Source organism: Flavobacterium sp. N1994 (assembly GCF_025947145.1).
In the GTDB taxonomy this organism is placed as follows: Bacteria; Bacteroidota; Bacteroidia; order Flavobacteriales; family Flavobacteriaceae; genus Flavobacterium.
Genome location: NZ_CP109999.1, coordinates 2,374,850 through 2,396,786 on the forward strand (window position 1 = coordinate 2,374,850; position 21,937 = coordinate 2,396,786).

Below are 21,937 nucleotides of genomic sequence, written 5' to 3' on the forward strand. Positions count from 1 at the left end.
TTCTCAGAGGTTTTATGTACCCAGAGCCAATCAAACAAAAAAGTTTGACTCGCTCCTAAATAAAAAAAGCCCCTCCTTTCGGAAGAGCTTTTGTACCCGGAGCCGGAGTCGAACCGGCACGGTTTCCCACAGGTGTTTGAGACCAGCGCGTCTACCAATTCCGCCATCCGGGCTTGACAGACAAAACCAACAACAGTTGATTTATCGCGAAAAACAAACAACAAAAGAGTTGCTTATTTTTAAACACGGTGCAAATGTAAATATTTTTTAAACAAACTTTCCAAAAAATAGTTAAAAATATCCTTTCAGAGTTGGATTTAATTCCTAAATTTGCACCTCGGTAAAACGAACAACAACTAACTAACTACATTCGAGGCACTTCCGTAAGGAGCGCATCGGATACAAACAACTAATTACAATGTCGCAGTTTGAACCAGAAGCAAAGATATTTGCGTGTTCGCAAAGCGTCTATCTTGCTGAACAAATAGCCGAAAACTATGGTGTTCAGTTAGGTAAAGTTACGTTCTCAAGATTTAGTGATGGTGAATTTCAACCGTCTTTTGAAGAATCCATAAGAGGATTACGAGTTTTTATTGTCTGCTCTACATTTCCAAGTGCTGACAATTTAATGGAACTTTTGTTAATGATTGATGCTGCTAAAAGAGCATCCGCAAGACACATTACTCCTGTAATTCCGTATTTTGGTTACGCAAGACAAGATAGAAAAGACAAACCAAGAGTTCCGATAGGAGCAAAGCTAATTGCAAAACTATTAGAAACAGCAGGAGCTACTCGAATTATGACCATGGATTTACATGCAGATCAAATTCAAGGGTTTTTCGAAATGCCAGTGGATCATTTGTTTGCATCGACTATCTTTTTGCCTTATGTTAAGAGTTTGCAGTTAGATAATTTGACGATTGCTTCTCCAGACATGGGCGGTTCCAAAAGAGCTTATGCTTATTCTAAGTTTTTAGAATCAGATGTAGTAATTTGCTACAAACAAAGAAAAGCTGCCAATGTGATTGATACCATGGAGTTGATTGGTGAAGTGAAAGGAAGAAATGTAATTCTGGTTGATGACATGGTTGATACTGGAGGAACACTAGCTAAAGCAGCTAATTTGATGATTGAAAAAGGAGCATTAAGCGTGAGAGCGATTTGTACTCATGCAATACTTTCGGGTGATGCTTATGATAAATTAGAGAAATCTCAATTATTAGAATTGATAGTTACAGATTCAATTCCATTAAAAAGACAATCTGATAAAATAAAAGTGGTGAGTTGTGCACCTCTTTTTGCAGAAGTAATGAACATGGTGCAGCACAACAATTCCATCAGCGGGAAGTTTCTGATGTAATTCAAACAAGTATTTTTTATTAACTATATATTTTTTACAATGAAATCGATTACGATTAAAGGATCACAAAGAGAAAGCGTGGGCAAAGTAGCAACTAAGGCCTTACGTAATGCTGGAATGGTTCCTTGCGTTATTTACGGAGGAAGTCAACCACTACATTTTGCAGCAGAAGAAAAAGCATTCAAAAGCTTGGTTTACACTCCAAACGCACACACTGTTGTGATTGATTTGGATGGAAAAACTACCAATGCAGTTTTGCAAGACATTCAGTTTCACCCAGTTTCAGACAGAATCAATCACATTGACTTCTTTCAATTGGATGACAACAAAGAAATCATCATGGAAGTACCAGTAAAAGTTACGGGAACTTCGCCTGGAGTACTTTTAGGAGGTGTTTTAAACTTGAATCAACGTAGATTAAAAGTGAAAGCTTTACCAAAAAATCTTCCTGATTATGTTGAAGCCAACATTTCTGAGTTGCAAATGGGGAATAAATTGTATGTAACTAAATTACCTGCACCAAATTTCAAATTAATGCACCCAGACAACACTGTTGTAGCTCAAGTTAAGATTTCTCGTGCTGCTATGAAAGCGGCTCAAGAAGCTGCAAAAGCAGAAAAAGGAGCAGCAAAAAAGAAAAAATAATTAATTTATTCTTTGCATACCAAAAGGCATCAGTTTTCACTGGTGCTTTTTTTATATTTGAAATTAAAAGGAGCATTACCAGTGGGCAATGTGATATCCAAACTTTAGTTTACTTTTGCCAAATGAATTGGATTACGAATTTATTTAAAACAAATGCAATCGCTGAAAACTCAGAAGGAATGAAGAAATACCTTATCGTCGGTCTTGGAAACATTGGGGCTGAATATGTGAATACGCGTCATAATATTGGCTTCAAAATTGTTGATTATATTGCTTCAAAGCATGATGTGTCTTTTGAAACAGCCAAGCTTGGAGCTGTTGCTCAATTCAGTATAAAAGGAAGAAAACTGATTCTTTTAAAGCCTAACACGTATATGAATCTTAGCGGTAAAGCAGTTCAATATTGGATGCAGAAGGAAAACATCGCAAAAGAAAATATCCTAGTAATCACAGATGATTTGAATTTGTCATTTGGAACCATAAGAATAAAATCCAAAGGAAGTGATGGGGGTCACAATGGGTTAAAAAACATTCAACTCCTTTTAAATACCTCTGAATATCCAAGATTTCGCTTTGGAATTAGTGATGAATTTAAAAAAGGACAACAAGTAGATTATGTTTTAGGAGAATGGAATGCTATTGAAAAAGATAAACTTCCGGAAAGGTTTGAAGTAGCTAAACAAATAGTAGAATCTTTTGCTTTAGCAGGGTTAAATGAAACCATGAATAATTTTAATGGAAAATAAAAAATCCCGAGTAATCGGGATTTTTATATAATTACAGGAAATGTATTTATTGAATAATTAATTTCTTAGTTACAATTCCTTTATCACTTTTAACGTTTATAAAATAAACACCACTTGTAGCATTTTGGATATTGATAGTCTGAACTAAATTAGAAGATTGCTCAAAATTATTCTCATAAATTGTTTTTCCAGTGATATCAAACACTTCAACAGAATAGCTGTTAGAAAAATCTTTGAATTCAATGTTAAAACTACCTTTATTTGGATTTGGATATATACTAAAATAGCTTTGTAAGTACTCTTCATTAGCCAAGGCCGTTGTTGTTAATTGAGTAGCTATAGCATTATACCAAGCCTGCATTCTTGTAGCCTGACCAGCAGTAAACATATACATACAAGCATCGTCTACATAATCCATATAATTCATTGTTAAAGCATAGCTTGTACAACCTTGAACCGAGCCTGCACCAGGACAGTTATAATCTTCAGTACTTTGATCAGGGGTGTCACAAACTCTGTCTCCCGATGTAGCACAATTTGCACCATCACAAGCTGTAAAAGTATGATCTAAATTAAAGAAATGACCTAGTTCATGAGTCAAAGTTCTTCCTTTATTAAATGGAGCACCAGGAACATATCCTGTACAACTTGTAGGAGTAGTTGTTAAAGTTGCTCCAAAAGCATTATTGTCTATAACTACAGTCATCCCAGAAGAAGGAGACCCTCCTAGTGGTGAATATCCTAGTGTGCCACCAGAAAGATTTCTAACTACAAAATTGCAATAACCAGCCCATGTTGCATCAGTATCAGCACCACTTAAAAAATCAGTGCCAAAAGTTACCGCTACATCACCGTTTACTAAACCAGTTCCAGCTGGATGGTTTTGAGTAGCTAGTACAAATTGTACTTGAAGACTTCCTGTATTAGTTCCTGGATAATATTGTGCATCATTAGCATAGTTAGCTATATCAGCATTTGTACCATTATAATCTGCGTTTAAAATATCAATTTGTTTTTGAGCAAGATTCTTCAAACAAGTTTTAACTGCTGCTGTCGCTGCTGCTGCTGATGGGTAATGTACAGCTACAGGGATACGGATTACTACATTTGTGCTTCTGTTACTATTAGAATTTATTCTTTGTAGCTCAGTTTCAAACTTACTTTGTTGGTCAAGATAGGCTTGTCTTTGTGCAGGATCATTCATGATTCTTTGCATTTGTTCCTGCATACCACAAGTTCTATGTTGCGCTAAACTTACTTGAAAAACAAGCAATGCGAAAAGTAATTTTAATTTCATTTTTATGAATTTATTTAAATTTAAAGTTGCCAAATTTAATCAAATGTTTTTAGGAGTTAAATTTTTTAACAAAAAAAAAGAGAAATCTTTTAAGGACTTCTCTCTTTTTAACTATTTAACTGTCAAATGACTACTCAATAACTATTCTTTTAACTATTTTCTGATTTCCATCAGATATAGTAACTAAATAAACACCAGATTGAGCATTATTTAACTGAATATTTTGATTAAATGTAGCTTGGTTTGAATATTTGTTTTCAAATATTGTTCTTCCTCTCATGTCGTAAACATTAACTTTAATCTCATCAGAGACTACGGCTGAATCTAATTTAATGGTAAAGCTACCTTTATTTGGGTTAGGGTATAATTCTAAATTTTGCAAAGCAAAATCTTCTACTCCAAGACTTGCCTGAATGGCGAAGTTTTTACTATTCATGGCAAGAAATACATTGGCAGAAGCTACAACCATAAATCTACATATAGGTTTAGCAACAGGAAAGCTTGGTAAAGTAACGCTTGCACTACCATTGTTTGGTAATCCTGTAGCTAAAGTGGTAAATGTAGCACCGTTATCGGTTGTCAAAAATATATCAACGTTTGTTCCGCCCGTTAACGAGGTAGTATTAGCAACGTTCCAAGTTACTGTTTGAACAGAACCAGATGGATAAGAAATTCCAGTTGTAGATTGAGAAGTTACTACAAAAGGTCCAGCAGCAGCATTTACGGTAAGTGCTATAGCAGTTGTTTTAGTTTGCCCCATACCTGGATGGTTGTCTCTAACCGTTACAGTAAAATTCAATGTTCTAGCTACACTTGAACACGATTCCCAGTTGGTGTCGTTTCCAGTAGCTATTACAAGATTTCCCGATAAAATTTTACTCATTTGAGGGAAATATCTTGTTGGTGATGAAGAGGCAGGGAAAATTCTAAAGTTAGGGCCAGCTGTTTTTGCCCCGTATACTCTACTGTTGTTTTGCGTTGTGGCTGCGGTTCCACTATTATTTTGTTCCCAAGAATAAGTTAATACATCACCAGCATCAGCATCATTACCGGTAGCTTTTAATCTAAAAGCAGTGCTTATAGGAATAGAATAACTACCGTTTCCACTTACTGTTGGAGTAGCATTTGTTCCTGCTAAAAGCGTGGTAACTGCACAGCTAGCGCTAGAAGCTGCTAAATTAGCTTGTATTTGATTAATACTTCTATAACAATACAAAGCATCTGAATGTTGTTGCACGTTAAAGGCTAGTGATGTTCCGTTATCAGCAACTCCAGCATAAGCCATAATAGAGCTTCCGCTTCCTGGTTCAACTTGTACCCCAGACCCTTCATCGTTATAAGTAAAGGTATGGTTAGCTCCTAATTGGTGTCCCATTTCATGTGCCACATAATCTATGTCAAAGCTGTCACCTTGAGGAATAGCATTACTAGGTGATGTGAAACCAGATCCTTTATAGCTTGCTGTTGCACCTCCACCTGTTGACAAAACATTAGTACAAACGCATCCTATACATCCAGCATTTCCTCCACCTCCATCAGCACCAAAAAGGTGGCCGATGTCAAAGGCGGCGTCTCCAAGTGTAGTATGTAAATTATTCATTAATTCGCCATTCCAAGCCCCTCCAGAACCTGCAGCTGCAGCAGAATAGGGATCAGAAGCTGGATTATAATAAATTACTTGGTCTGTATTTGCAATGATATTTAAATGAACCGCTAAATCTTTTTCCATTACACCGTTCACACGGGTCATAGAGGCGTTCATGCCTGCAAGGACTAAAGCAACATTGGCACTGCTGGTAGCGCCATAAAAGTTAGAATATTCTGCTGTACAGGATAAAGCTAATCTAAAGGTTTTGTATCTTCCATTGTCTGATAACATAGTGTTAGAAACTTTACCTGAAAGGTCATCCGCTAAAACAACATCATTAGTGCCGCAATTGAAAGGCAATCTTCCGCTGATTCTTTTACTTGAATTAAATAGGACATAAACGGTAGATGCTTTGTCATAACCCTCTATGAATTCTGTTCCAGTATCTGCTCTGAAAACCATAGTTTGAATCCCTTGTGGAGATAGACTAAAATTTAATGTTGCATATTTATCGGTAATTCCTTTCCCAACATAGGAACGAATTTCTGGAAATCTTTCTTGTAAAGCAGGTTCAAAATTAGAGTTTTCCCATACTTCATAGGTTTCTAATTGCCCATTTAAGTTAGGTAAGCTAACAATTACTCCCGGTAAATGGGAGAATTTGTCTTTGGCATTAGCTAAACTTTGTTTGAAAGCATTTAAATTCAAACTAAAGTATAATTCGCCTTCACAAACATTGTCGGTTCTATTTCTTTTAAGTTCTGAAATTCTCGAAGCCTCTCTTTGTTGCCAAAGGGAATTGTTTTGTGCCATCATTTGTCCAAAGGAAAAGGACAGTACAATCAAGAGTAAAATTTTTTTCATGGTTTTGTTGATTTAATAAAAGTAGGTAAAGATAGTTATGTTTGAATAATCAGCAAATAATCCATCATATTATTAAATAATGCGCGATTAATTTTAACACATTGTTATATTTTAAGCTTCTAGCTGATGTGATTTTGTATTCTTTTTTTTATAACTATTTATTAAAGTTACAAATAGCCTAAGATTCAATATTTTGCTTAAATCAAAAAACATAAGATATATTAATGTTCGGTTTAATTTCTTGGAAAAAGCTTGATGTGTAATTCTGAATTTTAAAACGGTAAAAATTATTGTATTTAATTTCTAAAACATATTTTTGCGAAATACATTATAATATCTCTTGAAAATATTTCAATCCATAAAATCATTTAAGGCTGTTAAGCCTACTATTGTTACTATAGGTACTTTTGATGGAGTGCATCTTGGGCATAAAAAAATCTTAGATCAAATTATTAGTAGTGCTCAGAATTTAAATTGTGAAAGCTTAGTACTTACTTTTTTCCCTCATCCAAGGATAGTGTTGCAAGAAGGTTCAGAAATGAAGCAATTGAATACGCTGGAAGAGAAAACGAAATTGTTAGCTGATTTGGGGATAGACAACTTGATTATTCATCCTTTTGACAAAGAGTTTTCTAGATTAACGGCAGAGGAGTTTGTCAAAGAAGTTTTAGTCGATATTTTTAAAGTAAAAAAAATAATTATAGGGCACGATCATCGTTTCGGTAGAAATAGAACCGCTGATATTGATGATTTAATCAATTTTGGAGAAACCTATGGCTTTGAAGTGGAACAAATCTCGGCACAAGAAATTAATGAAGTTTCTATCAGTTCTACCAAAATAAGAAACGCACTTTTGGAAGGGGATATCGAATTGGTAACAGCTTATTTAGGTTACAATTATACTTTAACTGGGGTTGTATCTGAAGGGAAACAACTCGGCAGAACCATTGGTTTTCCAACAGCGAACATAAAAATAGCCGAAAGCTATAAACTCATCCCACAAAACGGAGTTTACATTGCTAAGAGTAGTATAAATGGTAAAGTTGTTTATGGTATGATGAATATCGGGACAAGACCTACAGTTGACGGGACTACCCAAACTATTGAAATTAATTTTTTCGATTTCAATCAAGATTTATACCATCAAAAAATAACAGTATCCTTATTAAAAAGAATTCGTTCAGAGCAAAAGTTCGACTCTATAGATGCTCTAAAAAATCAATTAAGTTTGGATAAAATTACTTCTCAAGACTACATTCGACACTTGGCATAATTTCAATTATGCGATTTATCGGCTAACTACTTTTTATCTTTATTGTTAAATAATTACTATATCAAAGATATTTCCTTAAATTTGATAGAGCCTTTATAATTATTCACTAAAATTCTTTTAAGATGAAAATAGCAAGAGAACTTTCAAATGGAATACTAATCTTTGTTGGTATTGCGATTTACTTTTTAGTAATAGAATTTTTTGGGTTGTCTCATATCCTTTATTTGAAAATGGCAAATGCCCTATTTGTATTTTATGGAGTAAACCGAACCTTAAAAGAAAATTTTACTGAAGGCAAATCAGGATATGTCTCCAACTTACTATCAGCAGGATTAACAGCTATCTTAGGCGTTTTGTTCAGTGTAGGCGGTTTGCTTCTTTACATCTATTTAAGAGGAGGAGATAGTTACATTGACACACTTTCAAAAGACTTTTTATTTGGCGGAAACCCAACTGCTAACCAATATTGCATAGGCGTTTTGTTTGAAGGATTAGCTTCTGCCGTAATTGTAGTTTTTGTCACCATGCAACTTTGGAGAAGTAAGACATCTTCCCAAGACGCATAAAAGTTTTATAAAAGCATCTCAAAATTGTAACTTACATACAATTTAACTACTTTTGGTGCACTATAAAATGGCACCTATGAGCATTACAAAACACAATTGGACTAAAGAAGAAATTATTGCTATCTATAACAAACCTTTAATGGATTTGCTATATGAAGCTGCTACCATTCATAGAGAACACCACGACCCAAACGTTGTTCAAGTATCTACTTTATTATCTATAAAAACTGGTGGTTGTCCAGAAGATTGTGGCTACTGTCCTCAAGCGGCTCGTTATCATACTAATGTTGATGGGAATGACTTAATGACGGTTAGTCAAGTAAAAGCTCAAGCTTTAAGAGCAAAATCTAATGGATCTTCCAGAGTTTGTATGGGTGCTGCTTGGCGTAATGTAAAAGACGGAGAAGAATTTGACCAAGTTTTAGAAATGGTAAGAACCATCAACAAACTGGATATGGAAGTGTGTTGCACACTAGGAATGTTAACCGAAAATCAGGCGAAAAGATTAGCGGAAGCAGGACTATATGCTTACAATCATAACTTAGATACTTCCGAAGAATATTATAAAGAAGTAATTTCAACCAGAGGTTTTGAAGATCGATTAGAAACTATCGAAAATGTTCGTAAAACCAATGTAACCGTTTGTAGCGGTGGTATTATCGGAATGGGAGAAAGTATTGAAGACAGAGCCGGAATGCTAGTGGCGCTTTCTACTTTAAATCCACAACCCGAATCAGTGCCTATTAATGCTTTAGTGGCAGTGGAAGGGACTCCAATGGAAAATGAAAAACCAGTAGAGATTTGGGAAATGATACGTATGGTGGCTACCACTAGAATTGTTATGCCCGAAACACAAGTACGTCTTTCAGCAGGAAGAACGGAAATGTCTCGTGAAGGGCAAGCCATGTGTTTCTTTGCTGGTGCGAATTCTATTTTTGCTGGTGATAAATTATTGACTACCCCAAATCCTGATGTGAACGAAGACATGAAAATGTTTGAAACACTTGGTTTAGTGGCTCAAAAACCATTTATCAAAATTATGCAGCCTAAAACAGTAGAAGCTGCAGATTCGCAATATCAAGCCTTAGGCGAAAAGCCAAAATGGACCAGACCCGGTCATTCAATAGAAAGAAACTTAGAGGCATCTACTAAAGGGAAGTAGATTTGATAAAAACAAAAAAGGCTGATATTATACCAGCCTTTTTTGTTTTTATCTTTTAAAAGAAACTAAAGAATTATTTTTCTGGTAACAACTACACCATTGGCTAATTTAATTTTCAGAATCAATGCTTGTTGACTCATTGAAATGTTTGTGGTAGTAAAATTGTTGTCGGTTATATTTTTGCTTTCAAATAACTGTCTTCCTAAAACATCATAAATGGTTACTTCCTGAATGGTTTCTATATGAGACTTGATGGTTATTTCACCATGATTAGTAGCTACTGACACACTGCTGTTTAAGGTTTCAAAATCAGGATTGCTTAAAGCGGTATCTGTATATCGCAAAACGAATCGGTCTTCGTATCGTCCATAACTAGTAGTGAAAGTATAAGGAGATTGTTTTAAATTATGAATAATATTCATTGCCTTATCTTCTAAATAAACTGGTGTAGTATCAGCGGCAAATACGCCTTCTTTTTTATCAATACTTATGGTAAATTCTCCTGTCACAGCACTAAAATATCCTAAAGGAACAATGTCTGATAAGTCAAAAGTTGGTCTGGCCTGTATCTTGTATTTCTCATCTCCTGCCAAAGAATAAAAACTCGCATAATTGTTAGACTGATTTACCCTTCCGTCATAACCCCAGTCAAAACCTAAGCTGGTTTCATCTAAATAGCCTATCAATTGTTGACCAAACACTCCGTCTGCATTGGTAAGGTTTAACCAAAGTCTGTCTTTTTCGCTAGTACCTGTTGCCGATGTTCTGAAAAAGTCATTGTTAGCATAAGTTTTGCTACGCATGGAATTATTAAAAACCAAATTACTGCTACTTTGAGCCTCTACAAAAAATCCTTGTCCCGACCCTATATAACCCGTTGGAACGCTACTGGCTGGTGATGTTAAACTAGCTCTAGTTCCCCCGGTCATATTATATAATGCATAATCATCAGAAATGAAATTATAGACATTAGGTCCAGGATTCGTATTAGAGATGTTAAGTACATGTGTCCAAAAATATAAAGTTCCAGATGTGTTTGCTCCGTTATCGGTTATAAATTTGTTAGCATATAATGCCGATGGGTAAGGATTTCCAACAAAGTTATAGTCATCATTTGGATTATTTACTCCTATATAACCAGCATCCGTGTTAGCCGTCTGAACTAATGGCAGTGTGATAGCACCGTTATTAACTTTTCCTGAAAAAGTAACCGTTACACCAGGTGCAGAAGGAGTAAATGCAACAGCGGTCGGGGCCATAATAGCATATCCTTTACCTGTAATCATATTGCCACTGTAGTTTTGCCATGCCCATGGAGCATAATCATCAAAACTGTCCGAAGCAACTGCAGTAACAACGCCAGAACTGTTGATAGTTTTAACATCATAGAAATTTGCTGTATTAAACTCAAAACTATAATCAGTTCTCCATCCTGTAAATGTAGAGGCTATGTTGGCATTAGCAGCAACAACAGGTGATGACCAATAAACATAATCAAAGCGTTCGTATGGAGTACAGGTTCTTTTAATGTTTGTAGTTCCGTTGTTGGTCACAATTCCATTATCATTAACCATAACTAAAGAACCATTGTTTTCTACGTTCAGAGTACCTCCGGTATTCACCGTTAAATCATTCTGAATATTAGCATAATTACTAGCTCTTATGGTTACCGTTTTTCCATTGTTAATAGTTAAACTACAGGCATCAAAGCTAGGCGAAAAACCATTGGCCGTATCATAATCATTATCCATAATTACAGCAGTATTTAGGTTCGGTACCCCATTAGTCCAAGTATTTCCAGCTTGCCAAGTAGTACTTGTGCTTGCCGTGATTTTAATAGCATTACTAGCAATATAACAAGTTGCAGTATTTTCACGAACCTGACAATAGAATTGATAGTTAAGTATCGTAGAAATATCAGAAATGGTTAATGTATTGGTGGTAGCCCCTGAATAAATACCTCCGTTTGAAATCAAATTCCAAGTATTAGAACCATTCGCAACAGCATACCAAGTATAAACTAAAGGATTGCTTCCCACGAAGCCCTCAGTTCCTGTTACTGTTAGAGTGGTTCCTTTGCAGGTAGGTGTATAACTAAGTGCAGTTACAGTTGGAGGAACCCCAGTTCTGAAATTGTAAATCCCGATATCGGAATAATCATTATTGGCACAATAAGTTGACCCTTTGCCAAAAAAATCAACAATATTCCAATCAGAATTGGAATAGGTAGTATTTGGTAAAGTAGCCGTATTTTTTCTTCTGAAAGTAGCTCCTTCAGTACCTATAGAGGCCGGAGCCCAACTTGGGTTTAAGTAGGTTCCCCAACTATCAATTTGTGTTGCCCCATTAAACAAAGCATAGTGGTCATTTCCTTTAGACGGTGGACCAACAACATAAGCATCAAAATTAATTCCCAAACCTCCGGTAATTTGTGCTGCCAAACTACCATCTCCACCATAAGTACCACAAAGACTGTCATTTCCCAAGGCAACGACATATGTAGAACCGGGTAGTAAACTAACAGAATTTAATGTTAAAGTAGCAGAATAAGTAGCAGAACCATTTGCGGCTAATTTAATTATATAATTCCCTAAATTTTTAGAAACCCCAGTGCCGTTATATATTTCAACATAAGACAGTCCTCCAGTATTAGAGTCGGTAACCTCACTAAAAAATAAATCGCTTGCTAGAAGACCACCTTCACAAGAAGTTGAAGCATTATCTAAAACTGTAAATGTATTTGCAGCTTGACAACCAAGATTGTTAGTAGTCACCAATGTTCCTGAAACCGCACCACTTGGTACAATGGCAGTCATATGAGTGGCATCTATTAATGTAACTGATGCAGCTACACTATTAAATGAAGCCGTAGCCGATGTTAAAGTGTTAGCTGTTGCTGTAATCGTTACTTCAGTTCCAACAGGACCTGATGTAGGTGTAATAGTATTGGTTGCTAAAGGCGAACAATCTCCAGTACCATCAATAATGAACGTATATGGATTTTCATCAGCGTCATTGCTATATATTCGTACCGTTGCAGATCTATATCCGGCATAACTTGGTGTAAAAGTGATTACAAAAGTAAGGCTTGATTCAGCTCCAACTGTACTTGAAGAAGGTTGTGTAGTTACCACAAAGTCACTAGAAGTTCCAGAAGGATTACCAGGCAGAATTTCAACAATTGGGGTGTTTGTTAAATTTAAGTTTTTACCACCTCTATTATAAATAGAGAAGGTATTTGCGGTATTACTTCCAATAGTTTTAGTCCCATAAGCTGCATTGCCACTTGTAGTTGTTGTACCATTAAGAATAGTTATTCCCGCTACACCACTTTTAACTTCAATTTCTTGATCACGGATAGCTGCTGAAATATGATTTGCAGTTGGAGAAGTATTGTTTACAGTACAACCCGTTTTTGTTATACTTCCTGATGTAATAACTGTTCCTCCATTTGTCCAGTCAGATATAGAACCATTCCATTGATTGGATTTGTAATTAGCTGAAATTGTACCAAATACATCAGCGCCTGGATAGGTTGCAGAAAAATCATAAGTAGGTGTTGTTATTCCCGAGGTAGTCAATGACCAATAACGATTTAAATAATCTGTTGTAGCGAAGGACCAATTGGGTTGAATAGTATTTTTAACAGCCATTCCTAAAGTCGCGGATGAAAAAGTCCCTGCAGTAAAGTTAACCGTAGCTGGTGAATAGCCTCCAATTCCTATTGGGAAAACATAACCAGTACCTGTTGCGGTAACCACTTTGCTTAAAATACCACCAGCAACAGTGGCATCGGCGATAACATAACTGTTAGCAGAAGCTGTAAAGCTGTTACTACAAGTAGAAGCTAAAGTCATGGTATTAGAACCCAAATCAATAAGACCATTTGTTAAAACTAAACTGGTATTTACTGTCAAAGCAGAACCCATAATACAACCTGTAGTGGCAGCGGTTCTGTTCATTGTGAAAGTTCCCAAGTTCAAATTAGTAGCAAACTTTAAAGTCCCAATACTACCTGTCCCTAATAAAGTTAAATTAGAAGTAGTACTTCCTTTAAAGCTTCCTGAACCTGAAATGGAGTTGGATGTATTTGATCCTAATGTTAATGTATTTCCATTAATATCAATAACATCTGCTGCATTTCCAAAGTTTACAGCTACTGCTCCTGATGTATTAGTTGGTGCACCAATTATTAAATCATTTAATAATTGAACTGTGGTTCCTGCCCCAGTTGTTAAAACAGCTCCAAAAGTCAAGGGTGTTGCAGATAAATTTTGAATAGTTTGTGTACCAGTTTTACTAAAATAAATTCCTCGATTACCTCCATTAAATGCAACAGCTGTAGCGGAATTGATAAAGTTTCCTCCTAATTTTAAATTACCACCTGTTGACGCTGCTGGACTAGCCATTGTTACTGTCCCTGAATTAGTAAAATTACCTGTTACGATAACATTTCCACCAGTAGAAGTAGCATTAGAAAAAGTGAAAGTTCCATTATTTATAACGTTACCACCAATGGTTAAATCAGATGTTGTAGCCGCAGCCATATTAAAAGTACAACCAGTATCAATAGTTAAATTACCCGCTAATGCTTTTGCGGCAGTATTACTATTATAAGTTAAGTTGGTACCAGTAGTGCTTAATTGAATATTATTAGGATAACCAGCTGTTAATGCTATAGATCCAACACCAGAAAGCCATTCATTTGTTCTGTTTGATGTTGCTCCAAAATTATAAATCAGTAAAGAAGAAGCTCCATAAATCGGAGCTGTAGTAGTAGGTCCGGCAAAAGCAGCGCCATTATCCATTCGTAAAGTTCCGTTTATGGTAAAATTGAAGCCTGTTAGCATAGTTACACCTGTAGATGCTTTTGTACCAGCCGTGAATAAACCAGCTACTGTCCTACTAGCGTTCATTGTAATGTCACCAATGACACTAACATTGAAGGGGCCATTCGTTGTTGGCCAATAAATATCAGAGGCGTTAACAGTTTTTCCACCAGGTGTATTTGCGTTTGTGTTTTTAAAACTCAATGTTCCAGATGCTCCATAAGTAAAACTCCCTGTTCCGGCTATTGAACTATTCTCTTCCAACCTAAAAGTTCCATTAATAGTAGTTGTGCCGTTACTTGTATAAACATTCGTATTGGCAACTCCATTATTTGCAGTAGCTAGACTCGCTCCAACTGATACTGTAGTAGTCACTGGTAATGCGTTTCTAGTTACCGATGCTACATCTATATATACATTGTGATTGATTACAACACTTTGAGCAGCAGTTGGCGCAACACCTCCAATCCAAGTAGTTCCTACACTCCATGGGCCATCTTGAGCAGATGTAATTGTAACAGGTGGATAAGTAGCCGTAATAGTAATGTCATCTAATCCAAATTCATCTCTGCTTCCTGCACCTCCCACATCATTACTTGACCATCTAATGTAATAAAAACTACCCGGTGTTATACTTAATCCTGTGATTGTTGTTGTTCTTGATGGCGATGTTCCCACTTGAACCCAACCTAAAGCATCTGCTGTAGTAGTTGATGTATAATCTAATGCTCCAACAGCAGTATAGGTAGTGTTGTCTGGTGAGTACGAAAAAGTAAAATTATTAGAACGCCCTTGATCATTTCTAACATATAGATTATAGGAAATAGCTAAATCAGTAATGTTTGTTGTTCCGTTATTTTGAATTTTTAACGTCAAGGTTCCTGGAGTAAAATCGCTAAGTCCTGGTTGAAGCATAAAACAAGGATTTGAAACAGAGTGTGGCGACCCTGTGTAACAATAAAAACCACCTGTTGATATAGCTGCAGAAACCGTTCCTCTTGTATAATCAGTTGCTCCTGTAGTTTGAGTTCCTCCAAAAGCCAAATTACCATCACTCCATCCTGAAACTGCCCAAGCATTTGAGTTTAATTGTCCTGCTGTTGGACTAGCTTGAAAACCTGAGCCAGTGTAGGCTCCATTTCCAACAGTGCTTTGCATTGAACTTGAAAAGTCAATAGTATTTGATGGACTTCCATTAGTTAAACTAACCTGCCCCCATGAAAAAGCACTAAACAATAGCGAAATAAAAAGTATCTTTATTTTCATTATAAAAAATGAATTAGGTTATCTTGTTAATTATCATAGCGATACAACAAATTTTGTTGCACAAAAAAGGGCAGGTAATGATAGGCAGAAAAGGGGGACAACAAAATTACATCTAAATTACTAAAATACAAGACAGTTAGGTTAAGAAGTTATTAATAAAATGTTTGTTTTTAGTGCTATTTTTGTCAATAAAAGCAATTATACTGCTTTTAATTACGTTTTAAATGATAAAAGGGATGTTATCTTTATGTTTTTAATAAGTTTTATCTTAAGCAATAGTACCATCGAATCTAATTCATTTAGAATTTATAACTTCGCAAGCAGCATTTGAATCCCTAAAATGAAAGATAAACTGATTGATAAAGAAGCACAAATCAAACTAGAACATTACTGTTCTTACCAAGACCGTTGCCATCAAGAAGTAACTCAAAAGCTCTACGAGTTAGGAATACAATCAAACGAGGCCGATACGATAATAGTGCATCTTATTGAAAATAACTTTCTTAATGAAGAACGCTTTGCCCGTAGTTTCGCCAGAGGGAAACACCGTATAAAAGGTTGGGGCAATATCAGAATAGTCAATGAACTCAAACAACGTCAAATTGCAACACCCAACATCAAATGTGCTCTAACCGAAATCTCGGAAGAAGAGTACCAAGAAACTTTTGATAAATTAGCTTCAAGACATTGGGACACCCTTCAAGAAAGCAATCAGCTTAAAAAGAAAAAGAAGTTCTGTGATTACCTCTTACGCAAAGGTTGGGAAAGCGATTTAATCTATGAAAAGTGGAGAGCACTCAGTATCGAGTAACGAGAACTATGAATCGAGTTTGGAGAACTAGTTATAGAGTAACGAGAACTATGAATTGAGTTTGGAGAACTAGTTATAGAGTAATGAGAACTATGAATTGAGTTTGGAGAACTAGTTATAGAGTAATGAGAACTATGAATTGAGTTTGGAGAACTAATTATCGAGTAACGAGAACTATGAATTGAGTTTGGAGAACTAGTTATAGAGTAATGAGAACTATGTACTGAGTACAGAGAAAGCAACACCAAGTACATAGTAAGCATTAACTACTTGAAAGCAAAATACTCACGGCATTACCTCCGAAACCAACCGCATTCAGTAGTACGTTTCGAATTTCTTTTCGTGGGTTTTGTTCTGTTATAAATGGCACTCCAATAAACTGTTGCTGTTGCATCATTAGGATAGCTAGTTCCATATTTAACATCCCCGAGGCTCCAAACGTATGCCCGATTTTCCATTTGTTGGTAGTTAACATCGGAAGGTTTTTCCCAAAGACTTTTTGTATTGCTTTGTATTCCGATTGATCGCCTTTTATGGTGCCAGGGGCGTGCATTACAATAGCGTCAACTTCCTCAAGAGGGATATTCTGCAACGCCATTTTCATTGATTTTTGGAAACACTCGGCTTCATCCGTTATCGAAATGCTGTGCTGCAAATCATCTGTAGCATAACCAAAACCAGTTACATAAGCCAAGGCGTTTTTTTGAGGACCTAATTCCAAACAAGCCATAGCGGCACCTTCTCCCAAGACCATAGTGTTTTTGGTTTTAGTCAAATCCAAAGCACGGCATGGAAACTCGGTAGTTTCTTTAGCATAAATCTTTAAAGCTTGCATTTGTGCAATGGTAAAAGCCGTTAAAGGAGCTTCACTTCCGCCAACTAGAAACTTTTCTGCCATACCTGCTTGTAACCAAGCTATGCCATTTAATAAAGCATGTAAAGCGGTTGAACAGGTTATAGAATGAGATAATTCAGGCCCTTCTGATTTTAAATCATGAGCCACCCAAGTGGAAATATTGCCTAATGTAGTAGTAGGTGAGGTGAGGGTAGCTACTTTTCCTGAAGCTAAAAATTCTTGATGATGCTTTTCAAATAATTGGGTTGCTCCACGAGAGGAACCAATGTTTACACCAAATGTTGCGTCTTTCCATCCTGCACTTTTTATAGCTTCTCTCGAAGCTAAGATGGCATAAAGAACAGAGTTATCAAGCGATTTATACTTGGCATCCGAATTCCGTAAGGCTTGTACTTCGGCTATCAAAGCGGATGATAATGGAGCTACTAAAGCAGTAGTATCTCCAAATTTTTGTTCAACGATTAATGTTTTTGGACTCAAATATTCCTTCCAAACTTCGTCCGCCGTTTTTCCTAAAGGAGAAAAGGAAGCAATAGAAGTGATGGCAATAGGCGTTTTCAAGGGAAGTGAATTAATAACATTGCAAGTGCAAAACTACACTATTTCGAGCGCTTTTTCGATAGTATCGTAGACTTTTTCCAATTGAGAAGGGGTAATAATATAAGGTGGTAAGATGTAAACGATGTTTCCCACAGGACGAAGAATTACACCATTTTCTATGAAGAAATTGTAGAGCTTATTGCGCATCGTTCCGTAATAACTTTCCTGACTTTCAGTTTTGATTTCTAAAGCAAAGATAACTCCGAGAACTCTTGTGGTTTTTACTTTGGGATGAGCTTTAATTCTTTCTTCAAAGTTCAAATGAGATTGATTTACTTGAGCAATATTGTTTTGCATAACCTCGCTTTGCAGCAAAGAAATACTAGCTAAGGCTGCTGCACAACCGGTTGGGTTAGCGGTAAAAGTATGTCCGTGAAATAAGGCTTTGTTGGTATCATCATCATAAAATCCGTCAAAGATTTCTTCAGTAAATGTGGTAATAGCCATCGGAATCGTTCCACCAGTTAATGCCTTTGACAAGCACATCATATCGGGTTTATTCCCTAAATAATCGGTAGCAAATGTTTTTCCCGTTTTTCCAAATCCCGTCATGACTTCATCGGCAATAGTGAAGACTTTATTTTGGTTACAAAGGGCAATCATTTGATCTAAAACAGCAGCTTCATACATGACCATTCCAGCGGCACCTTGTACTAAGGGTTCGAAAATAAAAGCGGCAAAGTCATTGGTGACAACCAAATCAGACAAAGCTTGTAAACACGCATCTTCATTTCCTTTTGTAGGAACAGGAATCCGAACTACTTCGAGTAAAGAACCTTTGAAAGCTTCGGTAAAAAAAGTAATGCCACTAGAAGCCATTGCTCCAAAAGTATCTCCGTGAAAGGCATCTTCAAAAGCAATGATTTTGGTTTTGGTAACCCCTTTGTTGTAAAAATATTGTAACGCACATTTCAGCGCTACTTCTACAGCTGTCGAACCGTTATCAGAATAGAAGAGTTTTTTTTGATTGTTGGGCAAAATAGTCATTAGTTTTTCAGCTAATAAAACTGCTTTGTCATGCGTGAAACCGCCAAACAAAACATGTTCTAAGGTAGTTAGTTGCGCATAAATAGCATCTGCAATTACTTTGTTAGAATGGCCATAAGGATTCACCCACCATGAAGCAATAGCATCAATGTATTCTTTTCCATTTTCATCCCAAAGCAAAGCGCCTTCTCCTTTTACAATTGCCGGAAAATCATTTGCCGTTTTGTGTTGGGTGTAAGGATGCCAATTGTATAGTTTATCTCTTTCGGAAAGATTCATTTGTCTAGATAATAGAAGAAAGAAGCAAGAGAAAAGACTAAAGCTCTTTCAAATTAATGTTGCAAAGATATACGAAGAAAAAATCTTTCTTCTTGCTTCTTTGCTCTTGTTTCTTATACATTTAATAGATTGTCTCTAAATTTATCAGCATAATAGTGAATGACGTTGGCGTCAAAATAAGGTTCGTTTTCTATTCTTCCTAGGTATTTGACACCAGTTTTATTTAGAATAATACTTTCAGTAGCTTTGTTTTCATCGCCAGAAAAGATAATGCCAGCCACCGCTATTTTTCTGTTTTTCAAAGCTTCAATAGTTAGTAAAGTATGATTGATACTTCCTAAATAATGTCTTGAAACTACAATAACTTTATAGTCTTTTTGAATTAAATCAATGATGCACTGCTCGTCGTTAAGAGGGACTAGAATACCACCAGCACCTTCTATTACTAGATGATTGTTGGTTTTGGGTTCTTTGATTTGTTTTAAATCGATAGTAATTCCGTCTAATTGAGCAGCCCAATGCGGACTTGCTGGAGTATTCAATGCATAAGCATTAGCATGAAAAACGGATTTGTCATTAGCCACTAATACTTTAACTTTATGACTATCCGAATGGTCTAAATCGCCTGCTTGAACGGGTTTCCAATAATCGGCTTCTAAAGCTTCGACTACAATAGCGGATGCTATAGTTTTACCTACATCGGTACCAATTCCTGTGATAAATAGTTTCATTTAATCAAATTCGAATTTACAGTTTTGACATTTGTATTTGTGTTTTTCAAAGGACAAGGCTAAAAAGCCTAACCATATAACATTCCATAATGTCTTCCAATCTTTAATGGATGTTTCCATATCAATTTGTTCAGCACCACACTTTGGGCATTTTATAGGTTGATTGTCATCGTCAACAGAGTACAAACTCACTTCGCCTAAAACCTCATTAGCTCTATCAAAATCTTCTGTTTTGACAAATAACTTTACACCACCTACAGCGTTACTGTAAAGTGGATTGGAATCAACGATGTTGTTGTCTCTAAGGAAAACTTCAATGCCTTGGCTTTCTAATTTACCTTGGTAAATGATAGCTTCACTTGAGTATTGAAATCGGCGTAGTAATGTAAATGTTTCTTCTTCCATAACTTAAAAAACATTTCTGTTTCAATTTTTTTGGGCCACAGATAATGCGGATTTAACAGATTATCACTGATTTTTTAAATTCTTTTTTCTATCGTTTGTATAAATAATTCTTTTAAACTCTGGTTCTTCTCCAAAATTTAATAAAAGGCCAACTTCAACTTCAGTCGCTTTTAGATAATTCATTAATTGGGCAATATGAACGCTCATTAATAACTCACAAGCTTTTATTTCAATAATTATTTTCTCTTCAATTACTATATCAGCATAATATTCTCCGACTAACTGATTTTTAAAATATACTTTTATCTGTTTTTGAGCTTCTACTGTATATCCTAAAGATTTTAACTCTAAATACATTGCGTTTTGATATACTTTTTCAAGAAAACCATACCCAAGTTGGTTATAAACATCATAATACGCTTTTAAGACAGCATCAGATATTTTTTTGTGTAATAAACTGTTCATATAAAATCGGTCTTAATCAGTTTTATTCGTAAAATCTGTGGGCTAAAAAACAAAGATACTCAACAACTCCAAAACTTTAAAGATTTCGGTTTCCGAATTGTAACTGTGCAAACAAAAACGCAAACGTTCTTGTCCTTCGGGAACTGTGGGAGATAGGATAGGTTTTACATCGAAACCTTTTTGTTGTAATTTAGAGGCAATGGTTTTTACTCTTTCATTCCCTGGAATGATAGCACATTGAATTGCCGATTTGCTGTAAACAAACATAGGCTTCAATCCCAAACGCATTTTTTCTTGATTGAAGAAAACGATGTTCCTTTTTAGTTTTTCTAGAACAATTTTCTCCTTTTTCAAATGCTGGTAGCCAATAAGAATTGACGCTACGGAATGAGGGGAAAGTCCTGTAGTGTATATAAAACTTCGGGCAAAGTTGACTAAATAGCTTTTCAATGCTTCACTTCCGAGAATAGCAGCACCATGACAACCCAGTCCTTTTCCGAAAGTCATAATTCGGGCAAAAACTTTGTTTTGCAATCCTAAACTTTGAACTAAGCCTTCGCCATTAAAGCCAAAAACTCCCAAAGCATGAGCTTCATCAATTACCAAATAGGCGCTGTATTTTTCTGTTACATTAGTTAGTTCTTCTAAATTAGGAGTATCGCCATCCATAGAGAAAACGCTTTCAGTGACAACATAAATAGCACTCTCTTCTGAGTTAAACTTTTGAATGAGTTTTTCTAAATCATCAAAGTTGTTATGTTCAAATTTGTAACTCTTAGCATTACTCATTTGTATACCATCCCGAATGGAAGCGTGACATAATTCATCATACAAAATCACATCAGATCGTTGTGGTACAGCACTAAAAAAGCCAACATTAGCATCATAACCCGAATTAAAAATCAAGGCAGCCGTTGCCTTATGAAAATCAGCTATAAAGTTTTCAGCTTCTTGATATACAATATGGTTTCCGGATAAAAGGCGAGAACCTGTTGCGCCATTTACGATACATTTTTTGTCTACAAGCAATTGATGTGTTTGATGAAAAATGGTTTCGTTTTTGGCAAAGCCAATGTAATCGTTAGAAGCAAAATCAATTAAATCATTAGTCAATGATAATTGACGCAAAGCATTATTTTCTTCGCGTTGTTGAAGTTTTAGTTGCAGATTTTTTGGAAGTTTCATCATTACAAATATAAGGAACGAT

The 21,937-nt window shown here is 35.8% G+C and carries 16 protein-coding genes and 1 tRNA gene; 7 read left to right on the top strand and 10 right to left on the bottom strand.

The window, feature by feature from the left end; genetic code table 11:
- Positions 1 to 93: 93 nt before the first annotated feature.
- Positions 94 to 173 (bottom strand) — tRNA-Leu (locus OLM53_RS10580).
- Between the two features lie 245 nt (positions 174 to 418).
- Between OLM53_RS10580 and OLM53_RS10585 the strand changes: the two genes are divergently transcribed.
- The 3 genes from OLM53_RS10585 to pth all read left to right on the top strand — a co-directional run bounded on the left by OLM53_RS10585 (position 419) and on the right by pth (position 2,751).
- The gene (locus OLM53_RS10585) at positions 419 to 1,360 is read left to right on the top strand and encodes a ribose-phosphate pyrophosphokinase (protein WP_264520204.1); all 942 of its coding nucleotides are present in this window, start codon (positions 419 to 421) and stop codon (positions 1,358 to 1,360) included.
- 39 nt (positions 1,361 to 1,399) lie between these two features.
- The gene (locus OLM53_RS10590) at positions 1,400 to 2,005 is read left to right on the top strand and encodes a 50S ribosomal protein L25/general stress protein Ctc (protein WP_264520205.1); all 606 of its coding nucleotides are present in this window, start codon (positions 1,400 to 1,402) and stop codon (positions 2,003 to 2,005) included.
- A gap of 179 nt (positions 2,006 to 2,184) precedes the next feature.
- On the top strand, positions 2,185 to 2,751 hold the full coding sequence (pth, locus tag OLM53_RS10595) for an aminoacyl-tRNA hydrolase (protein ID WP_264520206.1): 567 nt from the start codon (positions 2,185 to 2,187) through the stop codon (positions 2,749 to 2,751).
- A 46-nt stretch (positions 2,752 to 2,797) separates the two neighbouring features.
- On the opposite strand, the gene OLM53_RS10600 is transcribed toward pth, so the two are convergent.
- The gene (locus tag OLM53_RS10600; protein WP_264520207.1) at positions 2,798 to 4,048 is read right to left on the bottom strand and encodes a zinc-dependent metalloprotease; all 1,251 of its coding nucleotides are present in this window, start codon (positions 4,046 to 4,048) and stop codon (positions 2,798 to 2,800) included.
- Between the two features lie 130 nt (positions 4,049 to 4,178).
- Entirely contained in the window at positions 4,179 to 6,500 is a 2,322-nt protein-coding gene (locus tag OLM53_RS10605) for a zinc-dependent metalloprotease (RefSeq protein WP_264520208.1), read from the bottom strand.
- A 340-nt stretch (positions 6,501 to 6,840) separates the two neighbouring features.
- Between OLM53_RS10605 and OLM53_RS10610 the strand changes: the two genes are divergently transcribed.
- From OLM53_RS10610 to bioB, 3 genes are all read left to right on the top strand, one after another.
- Positions 6,841 to 7,773: a bifunctional riboflavin kinase/FAD synthetase gene (locus OLM53_RS10610; protein WP_264520209.1), complete on the top strand. Its 933-nt coding sequence runs from the start codon at positions 6,841 to 6,843 to the stop codon at positions 7,771 to 7,773.
- Between the two features lie 122 nt (positions 7,774 to 7,895).
- Positions 7,896 to 8,339 (top strand): hypothetical protein, encoded by a 444-nt coding sequence (locus OLM53_RS10615; protein ID WP_264520210.1) that lies wholly within the window; start codon positions 7,896 to 7,898, stop codon positions 8,337 to 8,339.
- 76 nt (positions 8,340 to 8,415) lie between these two features.
- The gene (gene bioB, locus OLM53_RS10620; protein WP_264520211.1) at positions 8,416 to 9,501 is read left to right on the top strand and encodes a biotin synthase BioB; all 1,086 of its coding nucleotides are present in this window, start codon (positions 8,416 to 8,418) and stop codon (positions 9,499 to 9,501) included.
- A gap of 65 nt (positions 9,502 to 9,566) precedes the next feature.
- Here the strand turns inward: bioB and OLM53_RS10625 are convergent, their stop codons facing one another.
- On the bottom strand, positions 9,567 to 15,596 hold the full coding sequence (locus OLM53_RS10625; protein ID WP_264520212.1) for a T9SS sorting signal type C domain-containing protein: 6,030 nt from the start codon (positions 15,594 to 15,596) through the stop codon (positions 9,567 to 9,569).
- Positions 15,597 to 15,936: 340 nt separating this feature from the next.
- Here OLM53_RS10625 and OLM53_RS10630 point away from each other — a divergent pair, with 340 nt between their 5' ends.
- A complete protein-coding gene (locus OLM53_RS10630) occupies positions 15,937 to 16,407 on the top strand; it encodes a regulatory protein RecX (RefSeq protein WP_264520213.1) in 471 nt (156 codons plus the stop codon).
- A gap of 262 nt (positions 16,408 to 16,669) precedes the next feature.
- Here OLM53_RS10630 and OLM53_RS10635 read toward each other — a convergent pair whose 3' ends face one another.
- The 6 genes from OLM53_RS10635 to OLM53_RS10660 all read right to left on the bottom strand — a co-directional run bounded on the left by OLM53_RS10635 (position 16,670) and on the right by OLM53_RS10660 (position 21,915).
- Complete coding sequence (locus OLM53_RS10635) at positions 16,670 to 17,824, bottom strand: beta-ketoacyl synthase N-terminal-like domain-containing protein (RefSeq protein ID WP_264520214.1); 1,155 nt, start codon at positions 17,822 to 17,824, stop codon at positions 16,670 to 16,672.
- A gap of 33 nt (positions 17,825 to 17,857) precedes the next feature.
- Complete coding sequence (gene bioA / locus OLM53_RS10640; protein ID WP_264520215.1) at positions 17,858 to 19,129, bottom strand: adenosylmethionine--8-amino-7-oxononanoate transaminase; 1,272 nt, start codon at positions 19,127 to 19,129, stop codon at positions 17,858 to 17,860.
- Positions 19,130 to 19,242: 113 nt separating this feature from the next.
- Positions 19,243 to 19,860, bottom strand: a complete 618-nt coding sequence (bioD, locus tag OLM53_RS10645) for a dethiobiotin synthase (RefSeq protein WP_264520216.1) — start codon at positions 19,858 to 19,860, stop codon at positions 19,243 to 19,245.
- On the bottom strand, positions 19,861 to 20,265 hold the full coding sequence (locus tag OLM53_RS10650) for a DUF2007 domain-containing protein (protein ID WP_264520217.1): 405 nt from the start codon (positions 20,263 to 20,265) through the stop codon (positions 19,861 to 19,863).
- Between the two features lie 63 nt (positions 20,266 to 20,328).
- Positions 20,329 to 20,730 carry a GxxExxY protein gene (locus tag OLM53_RS10655; RefSeq protein WP_264520218.1) on the bottom strand — a complete coding sequence of 134 codons (402 nt, stop codon included), beginning with the start codon at positions 20,728 to 20,730 and terminating at the stop codon, positions 20,329 to 20,331.
- A 42-nt stretch (positions 20,731 to 20,772) separates the two neighbouring features.
- A complete protein-coding gene (locus OLM53_RS10660) occupies positions 20,773 to 21,915 on the bottom strand; it encodes an aminotransferase class I/II-fold pyridoxal phosphate-dependent enzyme (protein WP_264522445.1) in 1,143 nt (380 codons plus the stop codon).
- Positions 21,916 to 21,937: the final 22 nt, after the last annotated feature.